This is a genomic window from Formosa sp. Hel1_31_208 (assembly GCF_900104785.1).
In the GTDB taxonomy this organism is placed as follows: Bacteria; Bacteroidota; Bacteroidia; order Flavobacteriales; family Flavobacteriaceae; genus Psychroserpens.
This window is the reverse complement of sequence record NZ_LT629733.1, coordinates 962,891-987,788: the sequence shown is the minus strand read 5'-3', so window position 1 is coordinate 987,788 and position 24,898 is coordinate 962,891. Positions and strand designations below refer to the sequence as shown.

Here is a 24,898-nt window from a genome sequence, read left to right as displayed (position 1 = left end):
AAATTCGGTTACTCACTCTGTAAGCTGTTTTTGAATATGACTCCCTGATGCCCAAAAACCCGAACGTATAAACATGTTTCAATTTGTTCAGCTATGCTATTGCTTTTAAACTATTTATTTAAAAAAGCACCGCAAATGTAATTTATTTTTAAATGCGTAAACCTTTTTTGTGATTTTTTTGAAAAATTTTTAACAGGTCTGAGGAAAGTTGTTTATTTTAAAAAGATTAATTTTAAGATCACTCATCCATATAAACCGTTCACTCGATAATATATTGCGATAACTCATTATGGTTTGATAGTTCTCTTATTAGTGTCGAGATTTGATAAAAACTTAAATAATTATGAAAACACATTTTACAGCAACACAAGATCAGTTAAGCATTGGGCTTCCTGAAAAGCATTCACAGCATTTAAAATTTAGAACTCGATTATTATTAGTTTTAGGTGTTATACTCAGCACGTTTTTCATTAACCCATTACAAGCACAAACCGAAGCAGTTAACAAGACCTCTAATTCGACCCAGGACGGCATTGTTAAAGGTGTGGTTAGTGATGAAGACGGACCATTATTAGGTGTTAATATCTTATTAAAAGGCACCTCTACGGGAACATTTTCCGATAAAAATGGAGAATTTACCTTTCCGAAGGCCTTAAAGAAAGGCGACGTATTGGTTTTTACCTTTATGGGTTATGATACCAAAGAACTAAAGATCATTGAAAATTTGACGTTTTTGAAAGTTGAACTCACATCCGACCTTCTTGAAATTCTTGGCGCTTTAGATTCTGAAAAACCATATAAATCAAAGCGTTCTAATTAAATCCCATAACTAGGTGAATTTCTTTAGATACTTATTGTTCTTTATTATTGTATGTCACTGTCATGCACAGCGTTCTGATTTTGATCATCTCAATTTTCAAAAAGCAGATAGTGTGGCTTTGGCTTACACTAATGAAGGACTTTATAATCTGCCAGAATTATCTCTGAAACTGACTTCAAATTTGACTACCGATGTTGAAAAGTTTAGAGCCATTTATATGTGGGTTTGCACCAATATATCAAATGACTACACGTCTTATTTAAAGAATAAACGCAAACGAGAGCGCTTTCAAGAGGATAGCCTCAAATTAAAATTTTGGAACCACCAATCTAGATCTAAACTCATAGAGACGCTCTTAACTAATAAAAGAACGATATGTACCGGCTATGCCTATCTGGTTAAAAAACTCGCCAATTTAGCTAATATTAATTGTGAAATCGTACATGGCTTTGGTCGTACAAGTATTACAAATCTCGATCAACTTACAGCACCAAACCACTCATGGAATGCAGTTGAGCTCAATGGAAAATGGTATTTATGTGATCCTACTTGGGCTAGTGGAATTCCAGATCCAAGGACCCAAAAATTTAGATTTCAATATAATGATGGGTTTTTCCTTGCCAACCCTAAACTATTTGCAATTAATCATTTTCCAGATGATAAAAACTGGCTACTGATAGAGGAAAATAGTCCAAGCTTTGACGAATTTTTAGAAGCTCCAGTTGTATATGGGAAAGCTTATAAGAATCTGACTTTACATAATGCTCCGAAAAAAATGCATCACACCGTACAGAGACATGAAACTGTAACCTTCAAATATGAATTAAGTCAATTGGTGTTAGATAAAACAATCATATTTGAAATTGATAATGGGTATTTCAATAAAAAAGTACAGCCAAAAACAACTATTGCAGAAGATACTTCTGTAACCCTTGAATATCAGTTTGAATTTGCCGGGTTTTATGATGTACACCTCTTTATTGGTGAAGATCGCATTTCGACCTATACCTTTAAAGTGAAGGGGTAATATGAAAATGACAACGCCTTAATACAACAAGTATTTACGTCTGTTAAAACGAATTATTAGAGCATCTGCAATGTATTCACCTCTTGTTGACTCAAAATTTTCCAGTGTCCACGCGGTAAATCTTTCTTTGTAAGATGTGCAATTTGCACGCAATCGACGCGAATAATCTCATATTTGAAATAGTCAAAAATGGTATGTAAAATGGTATTCCCAGTGTTTTTAATTTTTAAGCCAATCTTTGTTTTTGATTGCCCTTCTATATAACTAATCTCTTCAACAGAGACTAACTTCCCTTGAATTTTAAACCCTTCCTGAATCTTTTTGAAATCATCAAATTTCAAATTCTTGTCTAACTCTATTTCAAATAACCGTGACACTCCTGATTTTGAATTCGTGAATTTATTCACAATTTTATCATCATTTGTAAAGAGTAATAAACCCGTAGAATTACGTCCTAATCGTCCAATGGGTTTTATACGAGCACTAGTAGCATTAGCAACCAAATCCATAACCGTACGCCCTTTACTTTCGCTAGTTGTTGTAGCAAATCCCTTTGGTTTATTCAGTAAGACATAAGTCATTTTCTCCGGATTGATACGTGCGCCATCAAAGCGAACTTCATCCTCAAATCTAACTTTATATCCCATCTCGGTAACCACTTTTCCATTAACGGTAACGCTACCAACAGAAATGTGCATATCGGCATCTCTACGTGAACAAATTCCTGAATTTGCAATGTATTTATTCAACCTAATTTCATTTGGATTGCTGGCTTTAGCAGGTGTTTTCTGTTTCCTTACAGGAGCATCAGCTCTTGCTACACTTTTGCCTTTAGCATTATCCTTTCCTTTACCGTAATTTTTTTTGGTAGGTTTGCTCGCTCCTTTTATTGAAGATTTTCCTTTTCCGCTTGCGCCTTGATGTCTGCCCATGGTTACTAATTTTGCGCAAAGGTACTACAATACTTGAATTAATCTACAAATTTAGTTGTAGATTGACGTTCCCTGTTTACGGTTAGTTGTGTCACATCTGGTCTAGAATAATGGCCAACAGGGTCAAAATTCTGACGCTCTTCAAGCACACGGTTGAAATCCAAAGTCGCATAAAAGACCCCTTCTTTATGAAGTATAGGTTCCGTAATCCATTCACCATCTGGGCCAGCAATACAACTACCACCATTAGCTAAAACTTTTGGCGATTTTTTTAAAATACTATCTAAGTAAGGGGTGTCTTTTGGAAAATCTTCCGAAGTCATTATATTAGATACAGAGATCACATACGATCTTGATTCTCGCGCAATAAATCGCGTAATATCTTTGGTATTGTGATCACTACCTGGCCAAACGGCTATGTGTAAGTTCTCTCCTTGACCATAGAGTGCTGCACGAGGTAGCGGCATCCAATTTTCCCAACAGTTGAGTCCGCCAACAGTAAAATCTTTTAAATTATGTACGCGCAGACCATTTCCATCACCTGGAGCCCAAGTAAGCCTTTCATCGTATGTAGGCTGTAATTTTCGATGCACGGATTGAACTATACCGTGAGCATCAATATAAACTAGTGAGGCATAAATACTATGTCCACCGCGATCCAAAGGGCGTTCTATAATTCCCAAATACACAGCTATTCCATACTCTTTTGCTAAAGCACAGATTCCATCTAAATCTCCATTTTCAATGGTAATGGAGTTACTTACATAATGTGCATGCAATACTTTGTTAACGTCCGTGTTCCATTCGGCACCGCCCGTTATGGCTAACCAAAAGGGATAACCAGGAACTAGACCTTCTCCAAAAGTGATGAGCTCTGCACCCTCTTTTGAAGCCTCTGCAATAGCGTGTTCAACTTTTTTAAGCGTTTGTTTTTTATTTAACCATACGGGAGATAATTGTGCTAATGCAACTTTTAGAGTAGAATTCATTACATACGATTTAAAACAAGATTGACATTAATTAAGACGATACTAAATACGCCAGCTACAATGATAAATTTTATAATGTTATGCAATATCAAATAGTGTGTCTTTGTTGTTGATTTCCATAACAAAATTAGAAACACTAGTAATAATATCACAGAGAGGTAGAAAAAAAAGTACATGTATCCCAAATCAAAATGATTAAGTAAGAGATAAACAGGAACACTAGTGAGAACAATTAACACTGTAAGCATTACTTTTGAAGCTTTCTCACCATACACTACAGGTATGGTTTTATAATCCAGTAACAAATCACCAGTCATGTTTTCTAGATCTTTAGTGAGTTCTCTCATAGAAATCATTAGAAATAAAAAGACGGCATGAACAAAAATGACTTTTTCAAAATTTAGGTAATAGAGAAAAATGGCGAAGAAAGGTAAAATAGTAAGAATTGCCGAAGTCAGATTACCAACAAATGGAAGTTTTTTCAGCTTGTGAGAATAAAACCAAATTCCAAAGATATAGGCAGAAAAAAATATGACGGCCCTAAATGACACATAACTTGCCATTATTGCTGCCGCAAAATTAAGTACGAAATAGAAAGACAATTTCGTGTTTTGACTTATTAAACGATCAAGCTTGGATTTGATTGGACGATTGATGAGATCTTTTTCTGAATCATAAAAATTATTAATAATATAGCCACCTGCAATCGTTGCTGCAGAAGCGAGTACCAACATGAGTAGGTTTACATCAAAAATGACAGCCTTTAGAGGCTTGTCATAGGCTAATATATAGATAGAAGTCAAATATTGAGCAATAACAACAATAAGAATATTATACCCTCGCACCACAGAAAACATGCTAAAAAATTTCAGCATAATGTGTTTTTGTCTACGGGAAAGCATAAGTGAAAATTTAGAAGTTGTAAACCACTTCCAATTTGTAGTCTTTAAGCGCCTGTTTAGCGGTTTCGATATCTTCGGTAAAACCTAAGATATACCCTCCTCCTCCAGAACCACATAATTTGAGGTAATACTCATTGGTGTCAATACCATTTTTCCAGAGTTCATGAAACTGCTGAGGAATCATTGGTTTAAAATGATTTAATACCACTTTAGACAATTGCTTTGTGTTTTTAAATAAGGATTTAACATCTCCCTTTAAGAAGTCGTCAACACATGCGTCGGTATGTTTAATGAACTGATCTTTAAGCATACTTCTAAAGCCTTCTTGTTTCATATTCTCCATAAAAATACGAACCATAGGTGCTGTTTCTCCAATAATACCTGAATCTAATAAGAAGACAGCTCCTTTTCCCTCGGTTTGTTGCGCCGGAATTCCAGTAGCCTCAATATGATCTTGAGAATTGATAAGAATTGGAATACTTAAATAACTATTTAATGGATCTAATCCTGAAGATTTACCATGGAAGAATGATTCCATCTCAGAGAAAATCACCTTAAGTTTTAATAATTTTTCTCTAGTTAAATTTTCTAAGACTGTAATCTTGTTCTCTGCATATTTATCATAAATAGCAGCAACCAAAGCACCACTACTTCCAACGCCATAACCTTGCGGGATAGACGAATCAAAATACATTCCTGCCGACACATCTTTAGTTAAACTTTGAATATCAAAGGTGACCAATTTGGAATCAATATCTTTTAAATAAGATACAAACCGTATTAAACTTTTATTAGATTTAATCGCCTCTTGAGATGGATTCTCATCTGTTTTCAGCGCTCCATTATAAAAATTGTAGGGAATTGATAACCCTTTAGAATCTTTGATGATACCGTACTCACCAAAGAGTAAAATTTTAGAGTAAAAAAGAGGTCCTTTCATGTATTTCTAGCAATTTGCTTTAACAAATATAGGTATAATTATAGTATTTGATTCACTGCCAATAGTTAAGACAATTATAAAAAATATTACTCATCTATTAATTGTTTTGCGCCAAAACCTATTTGATCGCAAATATACTGTCCGTTTTGACAATATACAACCAATTCATTTTTAATAAACTCAAGGACGCTGTCCTTTTCATTTTCTGGATATAATACATGGACGTTAGCGCCTGCATCTAAGGTAAAACAAACTTTTGAATTGTTTGTGTTCCTGTAAGACCAAATTTTATTGATAATTTCAAGTGTATTTGGTTTCATTAAAATAAAATACGGCAAACTGGTCATCATCATAGCATGTAAGGTCAAGGCTTCGCTTTCAACTATGTTCACAAAAGCATCCAAATCTCCATTTTCAAAAACGTTCATGAGCTGAGACATGTTCTTATGTGCTTGCTCAAAGCGTCTTGTCGCAAATGGGTGATTATGCATTAAATTATGACCCACTGTACTGCTCACCTGCTTCTCCCCTTTATCTACTAGCAAAATCGTGTCCTGATAGTTTTTAAAATTCTGATGAACATTGTATGGATATTTCACACCAAAAAGATCAGAGCTGCCAACAATCGCCTTGTGAGACCCCCAAACTATAAGATCACCTTCAACACTCCTGCAAGCACTACCAGAACCTAAACGCGCTAAAAAAGACGCTTTTTGCTTGAAGAATTCTTCGGAAATGTCTTCTGAAAGTTCTTTTTCAATACTCATTAAACACAATGCCAATGCACTCATTCCTGAAGCCGAAGAGGCTATACCTGAACTATGTGGAAATGTGTTTGACGTTTTAATTATAAAATGATAATCCTTCAAAAATGGCACATACTGTTCTATTCGTTTAAAGAAAGTTTCAATTTTAGATTTAAAACTGTCTTTTTGTTCACCATCTAAAAACACATCAAAAGAAAAACCTGAACGTGAGTCCTTTGAAGCATAAGTAAGATTTGTTATTGTTTTACAATTGTCTAGTGTAAAACTTATAGATGGGTTTTCTGGAATTTGATGCTGCTTTTTGCCCCAATATTTTACTAGTGCAATATTACTTGGTGACGACCAAGTTACACTACCATTCTCTAGTGTATGTGTATTGGGCTTAAGAATAAACGATTTTTCAGTCATTAATAATAATTCATCTCATAAAGAGCGTTTGATACAGACGTCTTGTATTGAGTAATTGATATAACGCAGCAAAAATAGGAAATATCTAATGGTCTTTTTCATTTTCATCAGACATTGCCAACAATTTTAGCATAGTTTTATAGTTTCTTGAAGTTGCTTGGGTATTAAGTTTTCTCTCAAATAAACTCATATTGAATTTAGCTTGGCCATATCCCTTTTCGCAGTAATAATAAATACAATTATTAAGAATTACATATTCTTCGCCATCATACTGTTTTTTAGTTGCCTCTATCACGTCTTGCTTTTTAGGAGTAGACTGCAACAAAGTAAAATAGCTTTTGATTTTCTTCTCTTCAGAAAATGGACAGGCATCAAAAATTAATTGTAACGCTTTACTGGTTTTAGCAATCACTGGCACGTCAAATCCAAATTTTGAATGAATGGCTTTCTGAACGGTATCTTCAATGACCGTAAGACTGTCTTCAGCCGATTCTAATACAACATTACCACTTTGAATATAGGTTCTAACATTTTGATAACCTTCTAAAGCCAATAGGTCTCTTAATTCTGCCATAGGGATTTTTTTATGACCTCCAACATTTATACCTCTAAGCAATACAATAACTGTTTTCATGAGCTTAATGTTATGGCTTTTGCGGCAATATATGCTCCAGACCAAGCATTCTGAAAGTTAAACCCTCCGGTGATAGCGTCAATATTTAAAATTTCTCCTGCAAAATACAGGTTCTTATGCAATTTACTTTCGAAGGTTTTAAAATTAACCTCCTTAAGGTCAATGCCTCCAGCCGTTACAAATTCCTCTTTAAATGTGCTTTTACCGGTCACTTTAAAAACGGCTTTGGTAAGCTGTGAAGCTAACTGTTCTGTTTGTGATTTACTCAAATCGGCCCAACGTGTTTCGTTGGTCATGTTTGAGGCTAATACTAACTTTCGCCAAAGGCGTTTAGGCAGTTCAAATTGAGCCGACTTTAAAACGGTCTTCTTGGCCAAATTATGCTTGAGTTGTTTCAGTTGTTCTATACACTCTTCATAAGATTGTTTTACAAAGTTAATCTCAATGTCAAAGTTGTAATCACGTTTTGCCAATTCTATTGCACCAAAAGCTGACAATTTTAATATTGCTGGCGCACTCATTCCTACATGAGTAATGAGAAGTGGTCCTTCGCTCCACAAATCTGAATCAACCACTTTAACATCAACATCTAAAGCAACAACACCTGGAATATCTTTTATGCGTTCATCTTGTATATCAAAAGTAAAAAGCGATGGTACTGCCTTCGATATGGTATGCCCTAAACTTTCAATAAGTCTCCAGATTTTTGGGTTACTACCTGTAGCGATTAATAATTTCTCAGATGCAAATCCACCTTGATTCGTATCTAGTTGCCACATATCATTTACATGCTTAATAGATTTTACCGAATGATTATATAATACCTCAACCTTATATTTCTGGGCTTCATTTAAAAAGCAATCGATAATGGTTTGCGAGCTATCAGAGACAGGAAACATTCTGCCATCCTCTTCAATTTTTAAGGCAATCCCTTTGTTTTCAAACCACTCAATCGTATCTCCTGTCATGAATTGATGAAATGGTCCTAACAATTCCTTTTCACCTCTAGGATAGTTGCGCACTAATTCTGAAGGAATAAATTCTGCATGCGTGACGTTGCATCGTCCACCTCCTGATATTTTTACTTTTTGGAGCCCACTATTTCCTCGCTCGAGAATAGCAACTTTCAGATGCGAATTCTGTTCTGCGATATTAATAGCCGCAAAAAAACCTGCAGCTCCACCTCCTACTATGATAACATCGTAATTACTCATTTAGTAAATATATTAATCCCTTTTAGTTTATCGGGATAATCAGAAATAATCCCATCAACACCATAAAGTCGCATACGTTCAATGGTTTCATCGTCATTAACAGTCCATGTAATAACTTTATAACCTTTTTCTTTTGCAAGTTTTACATTTGCTTTTGAGAGCAACGCAACATTTGGATGTATGGCATAAGCATTAACTCTTTTTGCAACAACTAAGGCATCAGTAACACTGGCTTTCGTTAAGACTCCCAAGCGTAAGTTTGTATTCAGTTGACATACCTGTTCTAATTCCTGATGTTGAAAGCTGGAGATTAAAAACTGATTTTCATGCCAGTCTTTACGTCTAACATAGTCTGCTATTAATCGGCAAGTTTCCGTAGCTGTATCCTTTCCTTTAAGTTCAATATTGAGCAGACATTTCTTATTAATAAGATCTAAAACCTGAGTGAGTGATGGTATTGAAAACTGCTCATCAATTTTAAGGTTTTGCAGTTGGCTCCATGTATGTTTCGCAATTTCTCCACTGCCATTGGTCATACGGTCAAGCGTAAAATCATGAAAGACGACTAATTCGCCCGAGGCACACTTATGCACATCTATTTCTACCCCATCAACACCTAAATCTAATGCTCTTTTAATAGATGCTAAGGTATTTTCTGCTATATGAGCTTTAGCTCCGCGATGCCCTATATTAAGTGGTGCTGTCATGAATGATAAAAGTATTAAATATTGGTTGAGTAATCACAACATAATATGTTTTAAAGAATCTTTAAGACTTTAGATTTCATTTTCCGAAGAAAAACTCATTTCTTGAGGTCAGATTTAGAGACTATGAACTTAAATATCATCACCCTTTTTATTCTATTTTTTCTGATCAGTTCTTGTGATACGGGAAAACTTACGGTTATTGCAGATTTACCCTCAAGTTTAAAAGAGACCTCAGCCATAGAAAAAGTAAAGGATTCTGAATTATTATGGGTTATTGAAGACGCTGGCAACAAGAATAATCTCTATGGCTTGAGTGTTCATGGCGATATTATAAAAGATATCGATATTGATAATGTTCAAAATATTGACTGGGAAGACTTGACTTCGGACACCTACGGAAATATCTATATTGGTGATTTTGGAAACAATTCAAAAAAACGAGAAAATTTCGCAATTTACAAAGTGACGAATCCATCAGAAGCAAAAGACTCTGTTGATGCTCAGGTTATCAGTTTCCAGCTTCCTAAAGATATGAAGTCGCAAGATTTTGAGTCGTTTTTTCTTTTCGATGGATACTTTTATATCTTCAGTAAAGATCACAAAAAATGTAAGTTAATTACGGTTCCTAATGTGATTGGAGATCATGTGGCTGTATACATTTCAGAAGTAAAACTAAAGGGTAAACACACCAAAGTGACCTCTGCGGATATCAGTGATGACGGTAACACTGTAGTGTTATTAAATCATGATAAACTATGGAAAATAACAAACTTTACAGGTGCTGATTTTTTCAGTGGAACGATTGACGCCATAAAATTTGATCATGATTCACAAAAGGAAGGCATTAATTTCATCAATTCAAACACAGTCTTAATTACGGATGAAAAAACGAAACACGAAGGCGGAAATATTTACCGTTTTGCCTTAGATTAACTAAAATCCAAACCCTAATTTAAAGGCTAGTCGTATACCGTCATCGCTATTAAATGCAGAAATATTTGCGGTAATCATATCTGCAGCATTGGCAAAAATTCCACCACCAAAGGAGTTATTCCAACGGTCAGAATCTTCACCATCTACCCAAACTCGACCATAATCGGCGCCACCATAAAATCCAATTTGCAATGGTAAAATACCTGTTTTTATTTTTCGTAAATTTAAACGCAAATCTGTACTTTGCACAAAAGCACTTTTTCCTGTAAACCGCTCATTTCTATAACCTCGAAGCCCTTCATTTGCTCCAAGATTTGCGCCTTGATAAAATTCAAACTCATCTCCAATATTAAATTGCCCTTTTAATTTAGTTGCCAAAACTAACTGTCCGCTTGATACTAATTTATAATCAAATCCTAGTTCTGGAATGATATAACCAAACCCATTAGACGAACTAACATTATTTTTATAACCTGCCTGTAAAGCGACCCTCATTCCTAATGTTGGAAATGCTTTATTATCAGAATTCTCATATTGATATTTAGCATCTATACCGTAAAAATCATCATTGACATCTAAATTCTCTCCTATAAATAAATTGATGAATCGTCCTTCTGTTTCTTCAACTTCTATAGACTCATATATTAATCCAACTTCAAAGCTCGCTCCTAGACGACCTCTCCAAATTAAAGAGGGTGAAAATGTTAAGTTTCTCAACTTAACACGATTATAATCTAAATCTACATCTAATCCGTCAGCCTCATCGGCTTCTGGATTTTGGGTTTCATTTCCAAAACCAAAAAAGTTAATCGCATAATTTGGACTTGTAAAATGAGCTCTAATACCTAAATTCATACGTCCAATAACATGGGCGAATTCACCTTTATATCCAAGGTCAAATCCTTGAGTAGCGAAATAATATGCTCCTGAAATCGTATGTTGCGAGGTAAATGGATTACGTTCAAATCCATAATTAGTATATGTATTTGCGAATCCTATTTTAAGTCCGTCATCTGGATTAGCGCCAATGGTTGGAATAAATTGATTACTACTATTTTTTAATTTTTTGTAGTCATAAACATTGGTTTCATAGTCATCAGTTAGCTTCACATGACCTTTAGTTGTTAAAAACTCACTTTCTTTTGATTTATAATCATAGATGTTTACTTTCTTACCGTTCTGAATGTCATAGACATCTTTATTTTGACCACCAATTAATCTTAATTTAATAAGTTTATTTCCTTCTCCAGAGACATGAAATACATCGTCGTCATCTAAACCATAAATCCAGATTTCTTTTGTGTCTTCACACGTATAACTGCGTTCATGAAAAACATCTGCTTTTTTACCTTTTTTAATTCTATAAGCTGTCACTTTCGTTTCCCCATTTGGTAGTCGCAGAATATCAAACCAATCATCTTTATCAGTTCCTTTTATTAATCCAAACCTATTAATATGATTGTAGTAATCATCAGATATCTTTTGAAGGTTTGAGCGTCTTCCTTGCAGTTTTCGTTTAATAGTTTCAATGGTTTCCTGATTAACTTCCGAAGGGAAATAAGTAAATGCTTCATCAATAATCTCATCTGTAAGGTTGTCAACAATATGCTGTACTTGGATATTCCAAACCTCCCGATTTGACTCGTTAATTAAAGCCATATCTAATGGGTAAGGTGCTAAATTAAACCATTTTGGACTTTTTAGTTCTTCATCATAACTTTTCATTAAACGCAATGATGGAATTAAGGTTGATGCAACACCTAGCAAGGCCCCATCTGCCATAATTGAAAAGGCTTGGTCGCGATCTCTTGGCACAGGACGATACATCGTCTTTCCGTCTTTGTCAAATTTTGCCCATCGCCATTGATCTTCATGACGATCCCAATCACCTATAAGCATATCAAACAAACGTGCTCTAACATAAGCTGCTTCGTCAAGTATTATATCTTCGTCTTCTTGCAGTTCTTTTAATAGATCGTCAGTACTAATCAACTCATTAGAAAACCCAAAACTAGCATTATCTCCATGACCATCTCCCGCTCGTTCTTCAATCATGTATAACCCGTCACCAAACTCATTATTATAGTCACCTAAAGCTTTTTGTTTAGGAACATAATACAATACAGGATTAGTATGATATATCCCTACAGCATCTGATAAGGTTGCAATCGTAAATGGTGCATAAGGATGAGAACCCGTAAAGACATCTAACAGGAGCCCTTGAGTATAGGTATTATCAAATTGCCCTTCAATATATTGGTCTTTAAAAGCCACAGCTTGTAAATATTGTATGGCATTTTTTCGCAGTGCTCTCATGACATATTCTCGTCCTTCTTTATCCACCAGTCGAACAGATTTCGATTGGTGTCCACCACCTTTTCGAATCGGAGTTAGCCCGCCAAACAAGGTGTCTAAATTTACCGTTGGAGCAGTTACTTTTCTACTAAAATCTTCACGATAGCGCTCTCCCCAAAGTACTCTGTAAGCACTGCCTTTTGTTGTTTCTTCTTCAGAGTATATTGAAGCTTTAGTTTGTTTGACTACATTATCATCGTAATTACGACTTGCGACTTTTTTATCTGGAGATATTACCGGTGTTTGAAATACAGTTTCATTCTCAGGCGCCTTTATGAAACGCACAAATGAAGAACCATCTTTAAACACATCAAGTATGGCAAATCCATTTGTTCCATATGAAAATTGTCCACCTCCAACATTTCTAGTTGCTGAAACTTTCGAACCCGATCCGCTTACAATTTGAGGTAAATTATCTTGAACAATGTATTGCAAATTATGGTCATGACCTGAGACGAATATCGTTTTATCATTTTCTTGTGACAGCGTGATAATACGTTCTCTAAACTGATTATATAGACTATTCTGTGTGTCAACTGTTGTAACTCCGCCCGTTTTTCGTATAATATTTTTTATGGTTCCTAAAACTGGAATTGGTTTCATATGACTACCAAACGAATATTGTCCGCCATGAGAGCCGTTGGTGAAAACTGGGTGATGTAAGGCAACGATAGTTGTTTTACCTCGCGCTTTTTTTATCTCACTTTCAAACTCATCAAAAAACTTAGCGCGTGTTTTAATTTCACAATCATCATTGATAGTGGGGTGATTATCCCAATTGGTTAAATACCATTCAGAATCTAAAATAAGCATCACAATGTCTTCGGATATGTCTATCTTTTCTAATGGACATCCATTTTCAGGTAAAAAGGTATTTTTTCCTAAGGCATTCTCTACAAATTTTTCTTGCCGTTTCAATCCTTTAACACCAGAATACCAATCATGATTTCCCGGAATAAACACAGTTCGCCCTTTAAAATCTTTAGCGACATCCGTTTGCGCTTTGATATACCTTTCAGCTGATTCTCTATTTTTATGATCCTTATCTGGAAAGCCAATAGGATAAATATTATCACCTAAAAATATAGCTGTACTATGTTTAGAAGCGGCATTCAATTCTGTTCTAAACGCATTTAAAACTTCGGCTGACGCTCCGATTTCATAGTTTCCGGCATCACCAATTAAATAAAACGAATGTTGAATTTCTTTATTAGGAAATGATACGGACGTATTCTCATTTTTATATTGCGGTTGATAGGTTGCACAAGCATTACAAAAAAGACTCAATATAAAAATGACTACGAAGCGGTTGGTATTTTTCATTTCAAAAAATTCAATGTATAAAGATATTAATTCTTAGACTAATTTTTCCCACAGACTATCTGTGAAGTAGTGTTTACAATCTAAAAAATTTGTAACCAGATTAAAATTTGAAGCTTCTGCCATATTTTGAATGTCGTCAAGACTGTATTTCTTTGACAGCTCTGTCCATATCAATTCATTATAATCAAAGTGAATACATTTACGTAATGCTTTAATTTCTACAGTTTGCTGACGCAAACTCACCAAATAACTTTTAACATCCCCTGTAATTGGATTATAATGACAATAAAAATCAAAATCATCCAATTTAAAATTCGCATTTAGTTCCTTATTGATTCTAAGTAAGAGGTTTAAATTAAATCGTTTTGTAATACCAAATTTGTCAGAATAGGCATTATGAATGATGATTGGATTCTTCTTTATATCAAAACCTGTGAGCAGCTTATCGCCAAGCTTCATATTGTCATGAAATAGGTTTAATAATTCTATTGCTTTTTCTTCTTGATAATTGCCGATATTTCCACCAAGAAACAAGAGTAAACTTGGATAATCACTTTGCTTATTTTGTTTTAATATCTCAAAGTAATCACCAACTTTAGGTTTAACATTCAAACTAGGAAGTCGTTCATTTAGCCGCTTGGTCAATATGTCCATAGCTTCCTGAGAAATATCGATGGGTACATAATTAAAATCGACCTTATTACGAATTAAAAACTCTAATAATTTATAGGTTTTAAAACCATCTCCTGCACCTAACTCGACAATATTAAACGGTGTGTTAAATTGAAGCGCTTTATAAATCTGTTTTGATTGTAACGAGAGAATTTCAAACTCGGCATTTGTTAAATAGTATTCTGGCATATTCATAATTTCTTGAAATATGCGGCTCCCATTATCGTCATAAAAATATTTTGAAGACAACTGTTTATTCTCAGCCGATAGGCCTTCTAAAACATCATTTGCAAATGTATGATTCATGTTATTTTACGAGTCTTATTCCTGAAAATTGCCAGCGCATTTCAGGGTGAAAAAAATTACGGTAAGTCGATCTGCTATGATAGTCAACAGTAGCTATAGATGCCCCTCGAAGCACCATTTGATTAATCATAAATTTGCCATTATATTCGCCTAAAGCACCTGCCGCCTTCGAATAATTAGGATATGGTAAATACGCACTATTGGTCCATTCCCACAATTGCCCATAGTTAAAATATTTTGAAGCTACTTCCCATTCAAACTCTGTTGGTAAGCGCTGGTTTTTCCATTCAGCATAGGCATATGCTTCGTAAAAACTAACATGATTGACAGGTGCTTTAGGGTTTACTTCTCTAAAGCCATGTAAGGTATAATGATACCATTTGCCTTCGACATGATGCCAATATTGTGGAGCATTTATTTTATGTTTCTGAATAAAATCCCAACCTTCGGCATGCCATAAATTGAAATCTTCATAACCTCCAGCTTCCATGAATTTTATATAATCTTCGTTAGTTACCAGTAGATCAGAAATTTCAAACTCATGCAAGAACACCTTATGTTTTCCTAATTCATTATCATAACAAAACGAATCGCCATCGTGTCCAATACTATAAATCCCTTCTGAAATCTTAATCCATTTTGAAGACTGTTCAATTTCAGCTAAACTAATGGCGTTTTCAATAATAGGAAAGGTTGGTTGATTTCCTAAAATATACTTGATATCATAATAGAATAATTCTTGATGTTGCTGCTCATGTTGAATTCCCAATTCGATAATTTCCTGAGCTTTTTTCGATGGGTTTTCAGTAAAAAAACTAATCATCTGCTCATCAACATACTTGCGATAGTCATAGACTTCATCTACTGTTGGGCGAGTCATCAAACCTCTGTTTAGTCGTAAAATTCGTTTGCCTGCATTATTGTAATAACTGTTAAATAAATAGGCGAAATCGTCATCATAAACGACGTAATTCTTCTTAAATTGACAAAGCACAAACTGTTCAAAAAACCAAGTGCTATGCGCCAAATGCCATTTTGGTGGAGACACAAAGGGTTGAGGTTGCACTGAGTAATCTTCTATTTTCAAAGATTTACAAATAGAAATAAATCGTTGTCGCGTTTTTAAATATGAGTCTTTTAAAATCATTTATAAGTAATGAAATATGTTTTAGATAAGTTCGGTATCAATAATAACTTCGCTTTGTAGTGTTTTATGAACGGGACATTTTGAAGCAATCTCTTTTAAGCGTTGTCTTTGTGATTCGTCTAAGTTACCAATAAAAGTCAATTTTTTTAATAGATGGTCCATACGTTTTGGTTTATCTACATCTAACATTAAATCATCACTATGTTTTTTGGAATATGTAATATGCGCGAAGACTTCTTGCAAGTCCCATTTTTTTCTCTCAGCATAAAGTTTTAAGGTCATGACTGTGCAAGCGGCTAATCCAGCACTTAAAAAATCATAAGGTGAAGGTCCAAAATCATCACCCCCAACAGATGTTGGTTCATCTGCAATAAAACTGTGTTTTGAAGTTTGAATGGTAGTCGTGAATTTATCTTCTTTTAAATTTAAATGAGCGACCAACTGTTCACCACCTGTATCTAACATTTTATTATCTTGAGGTTCAAAATAACGTTTTACCCAAGTGCCAATCATATCTCCAACATAAGAACTATCAGGAGCGTTACTCAATAAATGATCAGCATTATCTAAACTGACAAAACTTTTAGGATGGTGCGCATTATGATACAACTCATGCGCATTTTTCACACCAACAATTGTATCTATTGGAGAATGTAAAATAAGTAATGGTTTTCTTAAAGATTTTACAATAGCGGGTAAATCGGTTTTGTCAAAATCGGCTACAAATTCTTCATTAATTTTAAATGGTCGTCCACCAATATTAACTTCAACCTCACCTTTTTCTTTAACCTGTTCAAGACCATGAGAGAATAGATGCTTTACATGACCTACTGTTGAAGGAGCACCAATAGTGGCTACGGCCTTGATATTATCCAATTTTGAGGCCACAACTAGAACTGCTGCACCTCCTAGAGAGTGACCAACTAACAATGATGGCGCCTTATAATGTTCTATTAAATAGTCATTAACTGCTATCAAGTCATAGACATTAGCCGAAAAATGGCTATCGGCAAACTCACCTTCACTTCGTCCCAAACCTGTAAAATCAAATCTAAGAACGCCAAACCCGTGATTGGTTAAAGATCGACTTATATTTTTCACTGCACTTAAGGTACTGCTGCACGTAAAACAATGTGCAAAAACGGCAAAATAATTTGGGTTTTGATTTGCAGGTAATTCAAGATAGGCCTGAAGTTTAATTCCCTTTTTATTTTCTATATGTAATTTCTCGTTTCTCATAACTCTATGGTTAAAATGTCGATGTGACCTCTAAGTGTTTCCGTTTTTTGTGGTCTACCCAATAGTTTGTCGTATCTATTTTAAATTCCTTAAACCTGTCGAGATTAGCAATAGATAATTGAAAGTCTCTGACCTTGAGCTTTGACTTTAAATCTTCAGAATTTGTAGTGGCAATTATAACTTCACAATTCGTGATGTTTTGTTAACAAAACTTTAATTCAAAATATTATAAGTGACTTGATGCGCATTACGAACTACAAGATAGCATAGAACAACCTACTTTATGACGTGCCCAATCGGGTCGTTTGGCAAACCATTTATTCATATTAGGTTGTTCAGCATAAGGCTGCTTAAGCAATTGAAACAGTTCATCTATTAGCTTATAATCTCCTTTATTCGCATCATCAATAGCTAACTGGGCCATGTAATTTCTAAGGACGTATTTAGGGTTTACATAATTCATATTAGACTGTCGTTCTTGATTTGACAAGACCTCCTTTTCTAATCTAAAATCATAGCGTTCAAACCAATCACGCCATTGTTGAGCGATATTACTAGAGACTTCATTAGATGCATAAAAGGCTTCTTGAACAATTTCTAATCCTTTTTTAGCATCCCCTTTTTTGAAGTTGCTTAAATTTCGAAAGAAAATAGTCATATCTGTTTCTGTTAATAGCAGTGCGTCTTCCAAAGCCTCAATAAGCAAATAGTCTTTATCGTCTTCTTGCACTAATCCTAGTTTTGATTTCATCATGACTAATGACTTACGCTCAAAACCTACTTTATAATTTTCTAAAATGTTTTCTAAAGGTTCCGGGGTTTCTATTAATGGATACAATGCATTTGCCAATTGGTATAAATTCCATAAACCGATGTTTGGCTGATTTCCATATCTGTAACGTTTATGCTGACTATCGGTTGTATTCGGTGTCCAGCCAAAATCAAATCCTTCCAACCATCCATAAGGACCATAATCGATGGTTAATCCTAGAATAGACATATTATCAGTATTCATTACGCCATGCACAAAACCTACTCGTTGCCAATGAATAATCATATCTAGAGTTCGTTCAGAAACTTCAGCAAAAAATTGGATATAGCTTTCTTTTGAAGGTGCTCCTAAATGCGAAAAATGATGCTTTATGGTATAATCCACTAAAATCTTAAGTGTTTTATGATCTTGTCGTGCAGAAAATATTTCAAAGCTTCCAAAGCGCAAAAATGATGGTGAAATCCGCGACACTATAGCGCCCTTTTCATAGGCTGAATTTCCATCATACAACATATCTCTCATCACATCATCTCCAGATAAAGCTAATGACAATGCTCTAGTTGTTGGCACTCCCAAATGAAACATAGCTTCGCTGCACAGATATTCACGAATAGACGAACGCAACACAGCTAAGCCATCAGCACTTCGCGAATAAGGTGTTTCTCCTGCACCTTTAAGCTGAACGGTCCATTGTTTGCCATGATGTTCAACTTCAAATAAATTAATAGCTCTACCATCACCTAATTGTCCAGCCCATTGTCCGAATTGATGTCCGCCATAACACATAGCATAAGGCTTAGTATTAGGCAAAAGAGTATTCCCAGTTATGACATTTGTAAAGGTCTCACTAGAAAGATCTCGTTCCGAAATTCCTAAAGCATTAGCCATCTCTTTTGAGACATGAAGAAGCTTCGGTGATTTCGTTAATTTCGGAGTAACATATGAAAAACAGGCTCGTTTTACTTGTCGTCTTGAATTATCTGAAATAGGATCAGCAGGCAGTTCATTTATAAATGTATGTTTTAAGTTTAAGCGCATAAAATCTTTATATACTTGACTATTAGAATTAATGATTTTAAATCTTATAATTTACAAAAAATTTAGTCGTTTTATGTTGTAATAAATTACAGATTTAAGAATTCAGATTTTGAAAGATTTATTGAAAATAACGACAAAGTAAATTGTTCGATTAGCATTAATTAAAGTTTAGTATTTTTACTAAATAAACTATTACTCTCTATGGAAAGCCTTGTTCAAGAAACCGAAAAGTATGTCATTAGCTATTTAAATGACAACTTAGATTCTAAGTTTGTGTATCATAATTTAGCCCATACACAGCGTGTTGTTGGAAAAGTTCAGGAATTAATTGAGAGTATAAAATTAGATGAGCCTCAAAAATCTCATCTATTGATTGCCGCTTGGTTTCACGATACAGGGTTTACAAAAACGATTGAAGGACATGAAAAGGAGAGTGCAAAAATCGCAAGCGCTTTTTTAAAATCGCAAGGGGCTTCTGAAGACACAATACATGTTGTTTCTGATATCATCCTAGCCACCCAAATGGATTTGAAGCCAAAGAATGAATTAGAAGGTCTGATACGCGATGCCGATTGCGCCCATGTCTCTAGTAAAAAATATGATGAATATGCTGCGCTTCTGAGAAAAGAGTGGGAACTAACAAAAGGTAAAATTATTTCGAAACCAGATTGGATACAGGATAATATTTCATTTTTAACAAACCACACCTTCTATTCTGATATTGCCGCACGTAAATGGGAAAAACGAAAAGGACAAAATCTAGCTCGTTTATTACAAAGTCAGAATAAAATAAAAGAGAGAACGGAAAAATTAAAGCAAAAAAAAGCGGAGCTTAGTTTCAAAAAGAAAAAAATGGACTTACCCGAACGTGGTATCGAAACCATGTTTAGAGTTGCCCTTAGAAATCATATTACATTGAGTGATATTGCCGATACAAAGGCCAACATTTTACTCTCAGTGAATGCCATTATTATTTCCTTAGTCCTTTCCAATCTCGTATCTAAACTCGATAATCCATCGAATCAGTATTTAATTTGGCCAACAGCTATTTTTGCCTTATTTACATTGGCTTCAATCGTGTTATCTGTTTTAGCTACGCGTCCAAATGTTACACGTGGAAAATTTACTAAAGAAGATGTGGCTAATAAAAAAGTTAATCTTCTGTTCTTCGGAAATTTCCATAAAATGAAACTGGATGAATTTGAATGGGCAATGACAGAAATGATGCAAGATAGAGATTACCTTTACAGCTCTCTGACTAAAGATCTTTACTTTCTCGGGCTCGTTTTAAATCGGAAATATGGTCTATTAAGATTAACCTATACTGTATTCATGATAGGCATAGTAGTAAGTGTCATTTGCTTTGCTGTAGCATTTCAATTGTCTGAATCTAATACTTTAATAGACGGAGCAAACTCCTTATTGTAGGATATGGTTTACTAAAAATTAAGCTTTAATTTCTTTCATTAAATCATCATACGTATAAAATGCTTTATCATCTTTGTTTTTGTGATACAATACACTTACCCGAATTGCTTTTAAACCTGTGACCGCCTGTAGATCTTGAAGTTCAACAATTTCAACATCGTCATCTACATACTTCTTTGATTGTAAAAACTTAATATACCTCAAGTACTCTACCTCGTCCTGTTTTTGTGAATAAACAATACTTATTTTTCCTTTTTGGGTGACACGTTCTTTTGTTCCTTTTATATACGCCTTATCAACACGTTTTTTTACGATTTCATATCTGGCATTATAGGTCCCATCGACATCAAACTGTTTCTCATCCATTCTAAAACTAATGGATAACGGTTGATTAAAAACCAAAATCATTGAAGCCACATCGAGCTTTACTGGGAAATCAGATTGCATTAAATAGAATACATTCTCCATTTCACACATCACCTGCAACTGCCATAACCTCAGATTATATAAATAAATGGGATTAAAGTTTTCTTCTTTAGTAATAGCTTCTCCAATATACATATTGTGTTCAACACCATCCGTTTTAAAACGCTCAAAATAATGTGGATACATGTCCTGAGCTTCGTGTTGTTTCTTATCTAGAAGTGATGCCATTTCATTATTTACCAAAGTAATGGTTTCATCATAATCTTTTCTATGCTTATACAGCACTTGTACTTTCGAATCAATACTCTCAAAATATGAATTTACCTCTTCTTCTAAAGCATCAACACCTTTTAGATGCTCTAATAACGGATCAATATCTTGTTTTATGAAGGCGGAAATTTGTTGTTCACTATCCACCTGAAAACGTGAATTTAGCCCTTCCAAATAATTATCTATTTGGTATAAAAACTGCTCATAAATTGGTAGCTTTTCTATTGTAAACGCCTTTTGCACTATAGCCTTAATTGATTCTAATTGAATAGTTAAATCTTTTTGTGTTGCGGCATTTCTAGCTTCAGAAGATCCTTTAATATCAATTTGTCCATAAAGCGGATAAATGTTTTCAAATGCTATTTTTTTGAAATTAGGCTCCTTACCATTAAGCTGATCTTTAATGAAGTTTTTTGCCTCCTTTTCAAATCGCCAATGCACACTTGGATGTATGGAGGTACACTCAGTCTGAATAATAGCCTCAACTAAATTTTCTTCTTCCTTTTTAGAACGTTCAACAGCCGAGACAATAAATGGCATTACATCTATCAATTTATTCGCATTGATACTATTTAAAACTTTAGGTCGTTCTGAAACAATTTCGAGGATTCCCATCAAGCCGTCTTCATTGGCTATAGGAGCTAATATGGCACTTTTAATATGTTGGTCCTTCAAGGTTTTATACTGTGGCACTTTCCCTTTTGACAACTCATAGTATTTATCCACATCAGATATGCTATAGAATTGCTTATCTTTCAATAACACATTATATGACTTACTGCATAAAGCATTAGCGCAATCATTATTATCTAAACTATTAAGTAAAAAACTATTCATTCCAGCGCCATAAACACGTTCAAAGGTGCCTTCTTCTTCATTGTAAATAGAAAATCCTACTTTGATATCTTTAAGACCTAGTAGTGACCTGAAAATTTCATGAAAATCTTCCATAAAGCCTTCATCTTTCCTTTTGTCCTCACCTATCAACGATGATTTAATATTAGAAATGGATTGATCGTCAGTCACATTGAAAATATTCGAGATCACAAAGCCCTTAAATGTATAGCTATTTGGAGGGAACTTTTTCTTCCACAAGTCGATGTTATCAAAATTATCTAATAATTCGTCTACATCCTCTTGAGTGATTTTAGGCACTCCAACACTAGGTATAATTTCAGTGAAATCGGCATTATATAATATTTTATAATACTGCATTATCCCATTAGCATCAGGGATTTCATAATAAAATGGTCGTTTAAAATTCAATTGATACCCATAACAAAATGATAAAATGATGGTACATGCAATGATGTACTTATCATCTTTGGGCATGTTCTTAATCTCTAATTCGAAATCGTCACCAGCAGTTTGAATGATTGATTTAAATCGTTCTGAAGAATTAAAAATCAAATTATGAAATGGCACAGAAGCTGTTTTAATTTCATTCTTCGTTAGTACTGGACTAAACGAATCTTGCAGAATAATACCTATCTCTTTTTCTCGTTCTTTTAAGATAGCGGTGTCACTAAATCCATCTCGCAACACCGGAAAAGCATCCGCTGTTTTAAGAACACGCCTTGCTTTGGCTGCTATAAATTCGTCTTCATTTTGAGACAATATTTCATAGTGCTTAAGCAATTTATCAAAGCTAACCTTCAACTCTAAAGGTGATTCGATATTTTCATTAATGTCTTTCATGTGAACCATTCTGAACATGCAAAGTTACAAATTATTAGTTTAGTCGCTAGTAATAAGACTTTCTTACGCTCAGAATGTTACACGTACAAATGTTAAATAATAAGGATTGAATGGAGTGTTTTAAAGCAGTAAAGTGCTTACAACTATTTGATATTCCGGATAACTAAATTGGTAAATACCGTTTGAGAAGATTTGACTAAAAATGACACTTAGGTTATTTCAAATTAGAATTTACAACTCTTGACTTCAAAGCCTGTTAAACTTTAATATAGATTCCTAGTAATTTTGAATCCAACTAAAAACAAAAAAGCTAACTCGTTAAAGTTAGCTTTCTAATTAAGTACAGGCGGAGAGACTCGAACTCTCACACCTTGCGGCACTAGATCCTAAGTCTAGCGTGTCTACCAATTCCACCACGCCTGCAACTTTCTCCATAATACTATTAGGATTACGGGTTGCAAATATAAACAATAGTTTCAATATTCAAATAACTTTAATTAGGAAAAAATCGCAGTCAATTTTGTACTTTTGAATGAATTCAAAAAACAAAACTTATGCAAGGTATTCAATCCTATATTGAAGAACATAAAGATCGCTTCTTAAACGAACTTATTGATTTATTAAAGATACCATCTGTTAGTGCAGATTCTGCTTATAAAAATGATGTCATTAAAACGGCACAAGTGATTAAAGCAAGCCTGGAAAGTGCAGGTTGTGACCATGTTGAAATTTGTGAAACCGATGGATTTCCTATTGTCTATGGTGAAAAAATGATAGATGAAAATTTACCTACAGTTCTTGTTTATGGCCACTACGATGTACAACCAGCAGACCCAATAGAGTTATGGGATTCACCACCATACGAGCCTGTCATTAAAAAAACGGACACACATCCCGAGGGTGCGATTTTTGCTCGTGGCGCTTGTGACGATAAAGGTCAAATGTATATGCATGTGAAAGCTATGGAATTTATGACATCTACCAATCAATTACCATGTAATGTGAAGTTCATGATTGAAGGTGAGGAAGAAGTAGGCAGTATAAACCTTTCAAAATTTGTGGAAACCCATCAAGAAAAACTAAAAAATGACGTCATTTTAATTTCTGATACTGGTATGATCGCTCAAGATGTACCTTCAATTACCACTGGACTTCGCGGATTAAGTTATGTCGAAGTTGAAGTTATTGGACCCAATAGAGACTTACACTCTGGATTATATGGAGGTGCGGTTGCAAATCCTATAAACATTCTAACCAAAATGATTGCGTCATTACATGATGAGGATAATCATATTACAATACCTGGATTCTACGATAAAGTAGAAGAACTTTCCGATACGGAAAGAAAAGAAATGGCTAAAGCTCCATTTTCACTTGAAGCATATAAAGATGCTATAGGTATAGATGCAGTTTATGGTGAAAAGGGCTATACAACCAATGAACGTAATTCAATTAGACCAACCCTAGATGTTAATGGTATTTGGGGTGGCTATATAGGTGAAGGCGCCAAAACAGTTATCGCTAGTAAAGCCTATGCAAAAATCTCAATGCGCTTAGTACCACATCAAGATTGGGAGGAGATAACTACACTCTTCAAAAAACACTTTGAAAGCATCGCACCAGCTGGTGTCAAAGTAAACGTAAAACCACATCATGGCGGACAAGGGTATGTGACTCCAATTGATAGTATTGGTTACCAAGCGGCTTCAAAAGCATATCACGATACCTTTGGTAAAAACCCCATTCCGCAGCGCAGTGGTGGAAGTATTCCCATTGTCGCATTATTTGAGCAGGAGTTAAAAAGCAAAACCATTCTCATGGGATTTGGCTTAAACAGTGATGCAATCCACTCCCCTAATGAACATTTTGGTGTTTGGAATTATTTTAAAGGGATTGAAACAATTCCACTGTTCTATAAATATTTTTCAGAACTCAGCCAATGATATCCTAA

At 34.6% G+C, this 24,898-nt stretch carries 19 protein-coding genes and 1 tRNA gene; 5 read left to right on the top strand and 15 right to left on the bottom strand.

The features are described from left to right. The first annotated feature begins 343 nt into the window (after nucleotides 1-343). Entirely contained in the window at nucleotides 344-820 is a 477-nt protein-coding gene (locus BLT57_RS04300; RefSeq protein ID WP_091422768.1) for a carboxypeptidase-like regulatory domain-containing protein, read from the top strand. Between the two features lie 13 nt (nucleotides 821-833). Then, on the top strand, nucleotides 834-1,847 hold the full coding sequence (locus BLT57_RS04295; protein WP_091422765.1) for a transglutaminase domain-containing protein: 1,014 nt from the start codon (nucleotides 834-836) through the stop codon (nucleotides 1,845-1,847). A 56-nt stretch (nucleotides 1,848-1,903) separates the two neighbouring features. Here the strand turns inward: BLT57_RS04295 and BLT57_RS04290 are convergent, their stop codons facing one another. The 8 genes from BLT57_RS04290 to BLT57_RS04255 form a co-directional block, all read right to left on the bottom strand. Further along, nucleotides 1,904-2,779 (bottom strand): pseudouridine synthase, encoded by an 876-nt coding sequence (locus BLT57_RS04290; RefSeq protein ID WP_091422762.1) that lies wholly within the window; start codon nucleotides 2,777-2,779, stop codon nucleotides 1,904-1,906. Nucleotides 2,780-2,817: 38 nt separating this feature from the next. Beyond that, nucleotides 2,818-3,768 carry a carbon-nitrogen hydrolase family protein gene (locus tag BLT57_RS04285; protein WP_091422757.1) on the bottom strand — a complete coding sequence of 317 codons (951 nt, stop codon included), beginning with the start codon at nucleotides 3,766-3,768 and terminating at the stop codon, nucleotides 2,818-2,820. After that, nucleotides 3,768-4,670: a geranylgeranylglycerol-phosphate geranylgeranyltransferase gene (locus BLT57_RS04280; protein WP_091422754.1), complete on the bottom strand. Its 903-nt coding sequence runs from the start codon at nucleotides 4,668-4,670 to the stop codon at nucleotides 3,768-3,770. The genes BLT57_RS04285 and BLT57_RS04280 overlap by 1 nt, the downstream gene beginning before the upstream one ends. A gap of 10 nt (nucleotides 4,671-4,680) precedes the next feature. Further along, entirely contained in the window at nucleotides 4,681-5,610 is a 930-nt protein-coding gene (locus tag BLT57_RS04275; protein ID WP_091422751.1) for a mevalonate kinase, read from the bottom strand. Between the two features lie 86 nt (nucleotides 5,611-5,696). Then, entirely contained in the window at nucleotides 5,697-6,785 is a 1,089-nt protein-coding gene (locus tag BLT57_RS04270) for a diphosphomevalonate/mevalonate 3,5-bisphosphate decarboxylase family protein (protein ID WP_091422748.1), read from the bottom strand. An 85-nt stretch (nucleotides 6,786-6,870) separates the two neighbouring features. Then, nucleotides 6,871-7,419 carry a DUF1697 domain-containing protein gene (locus BLT57_RS04265; protein ID WP_091422746.1) on the bottom strand — a complete coding sequence of 183 codons (549 nt, stop codon included), beginning with the start codon at nucleotides 7,417-7,419 and terminating at the stop codon, nucleotides 6,871-6,873. Beyond that, nucleotides 7,416-8,633, bottom strand: a complete 1,218-nt coding sequence (locus BLT57_RS04260) for an NAD(P)/FAD-dependent oxidoreductase (RefSeq protein WP_091422744.1) — start codon at nucleotides 8,631-8,633, stop codon at nucleotides 7,416-7,418. Before BLT57_RS04260 ends, BLT57_RS04265 begins: the two co-directional genes overlap by 4 nt. Then, complete coding sequence (locus BLT57_RS04255) at nucleotides 8,630-9,340, bottom strand: glycerophosphodiester phosphodiesterase family protein (RefSeq protein WP_091422742.1); 711 nt, start codon at nucleotides 9,338-9,340, stop codon at nucleotides 8,630-8,632. The genes BLT57_RS04260 and BLT57_RS04255 overlap by 4 nt, the downstream gene beginning before the upstream one ends. A 102-nt stretch (nucleotides 9,341-9,442) precedes the next feature. Between BLT57_RS04255 and BLT57_RS04250 the strand changes: the two genes are divergently transcribed. Beyond that, nucleotides 9,443-10,273 (top strand): hypothetical protein, encoded by an 831-nt coding sequence (locus BLT57_RS04250; protein ID WP_231928764.1) that lies wholly within the window; start codon nucleotides 9,443-9,445, stop codon nucleotides 10,271-10,273. Here BLT57_RS04250 and BLT57_RS04245 read toward each other — a convergent pair whose 3' ends face one another. The 5 genes from BLT57_RS04245 to BLT57_RS04225 form a co-directional block, all read right to left on the bottom strand. Continuing rightward, complete coding sequence (locus BLT57_RS04245; RefSeq protein WP_091422739.1) at nucleotides 10,274-13,951, bottom strand: metallophosphoesterase; 3,678 nt, start codon at nucleotides 13,949-13,951, stop codon at nucleotides 10,274-10,276. A 33-nt stretch (nucleotides 13,952-13,984) separates the two neighbouring features. Next, nucleotides 13,985-14,929, bottom strand: coding sequence for an L-histidine N(alpha)-methyltransferase (locus tag BLT57_RS04240; RefSeq protein ID WP_091422737.1), 945 nt, complete (start codon nucleotides 14,927-14,929; stop codon nucleotides 13,985-13,987). A gap of 1 nt (nucleotide 14,930) precedes the next feature. Further along, the gene (gene egtB, locus BLT57_RS04235; protein ID WP_091422734.1) at nucleotides 14,931-16,076 is read right to left on the bottom strand and encodes an ergothioneine biosynthesis protein EgtB; all 1,146 of its coding nucleotides are present in this window, start codon (nucleotides 16,074-16,076) and stop codon (nucleotides 14,931-14,933) included. Between the two features lie 21 nt (nucleotides 16,077-16,097). Then, on the bottom strand, nucleotides 16,098-17,315 hold the full coding sequence (locus BLT57_RS04230) for a bifunctional alpha/beta hydrolase/OsmC family protein (protein WP_091422731.1): 1,218 nt from the start codon (nucleotides 17,313-17,315) through the stop codon (nucleotides 16,098-16,100). A 247-nt stretch (nucleotides 17,316-17,562) separates the two neighbouring features. Beyond that, a complete protein-coding gene (locus BLT57_RS04225) occupies nucleotides 17,563-19,125 on the bottom strand; it encodes a YdiU family protein (protein ID WP_091422726.1) in 1,563 nt (520 codons plus the stop codon). A gap of 201 nt (nucleotides 19,126-19,326) precedes the next feature. Between BLT57_RS04225 and BLT57_RS04220 the strand changes: the two genes are divergently transcribed. Further along, nucleotides 19,327-20,553, top strand: a complete 1,227-nt coding sequence (locus BLT57_RS04220; RefSeq protein WP_091422723.1) for a Pycsar system effector family protein — start codon at nucleotides 19,327-19,329, stop codon at nucleotides 20,551-20,553. 18 nt (nucleotides 20,554-20,571) lie between these two features. On the opposite strand, the gene BLT57_RS04215 is transcribed toward BLT57_RS04220, so the two are convergent. After that, nucleotides 20,572-22,947: a GAF domain-containing protein gene (locus BLT57_RS04215; RefSeq protein ID WP_091422720.1), complete on the bottom strand. Its 2,376-nt coding sequence runs from the start codon at nucleotides 22,945-22,947 to the stop codon at nucleotides 20,572-20,574. A 341-nt stretch (nucleotides 22,948-23,288) separates the two neighbouring features. Continuing rightward, nucleotides 23,289-23,370: transfer RNA gene (locus BLT57_RS04210), tRNA-Leu, on the bottom strand. A 131-nt stretch (nucleotides 23,371-23,501) separates the two neighbouring features. On the opposite strand from BLT57_RS04210, the gene BLT57_RS04205 reads away from it, so the two are divergent. Further along, nucleotides 23,502-24,890, top strand: a complete 1,389-nt coding sequence (locus tag BLT57_RS04205) for a dipeptidase (protein ID WP_091422718.1) — start codon at nucleotides 23,502-23,504, stop codon at nucleotides 24,888-24,890. Nucleotides 24,891-24,898: the final 8 nt, after the last annotated feature.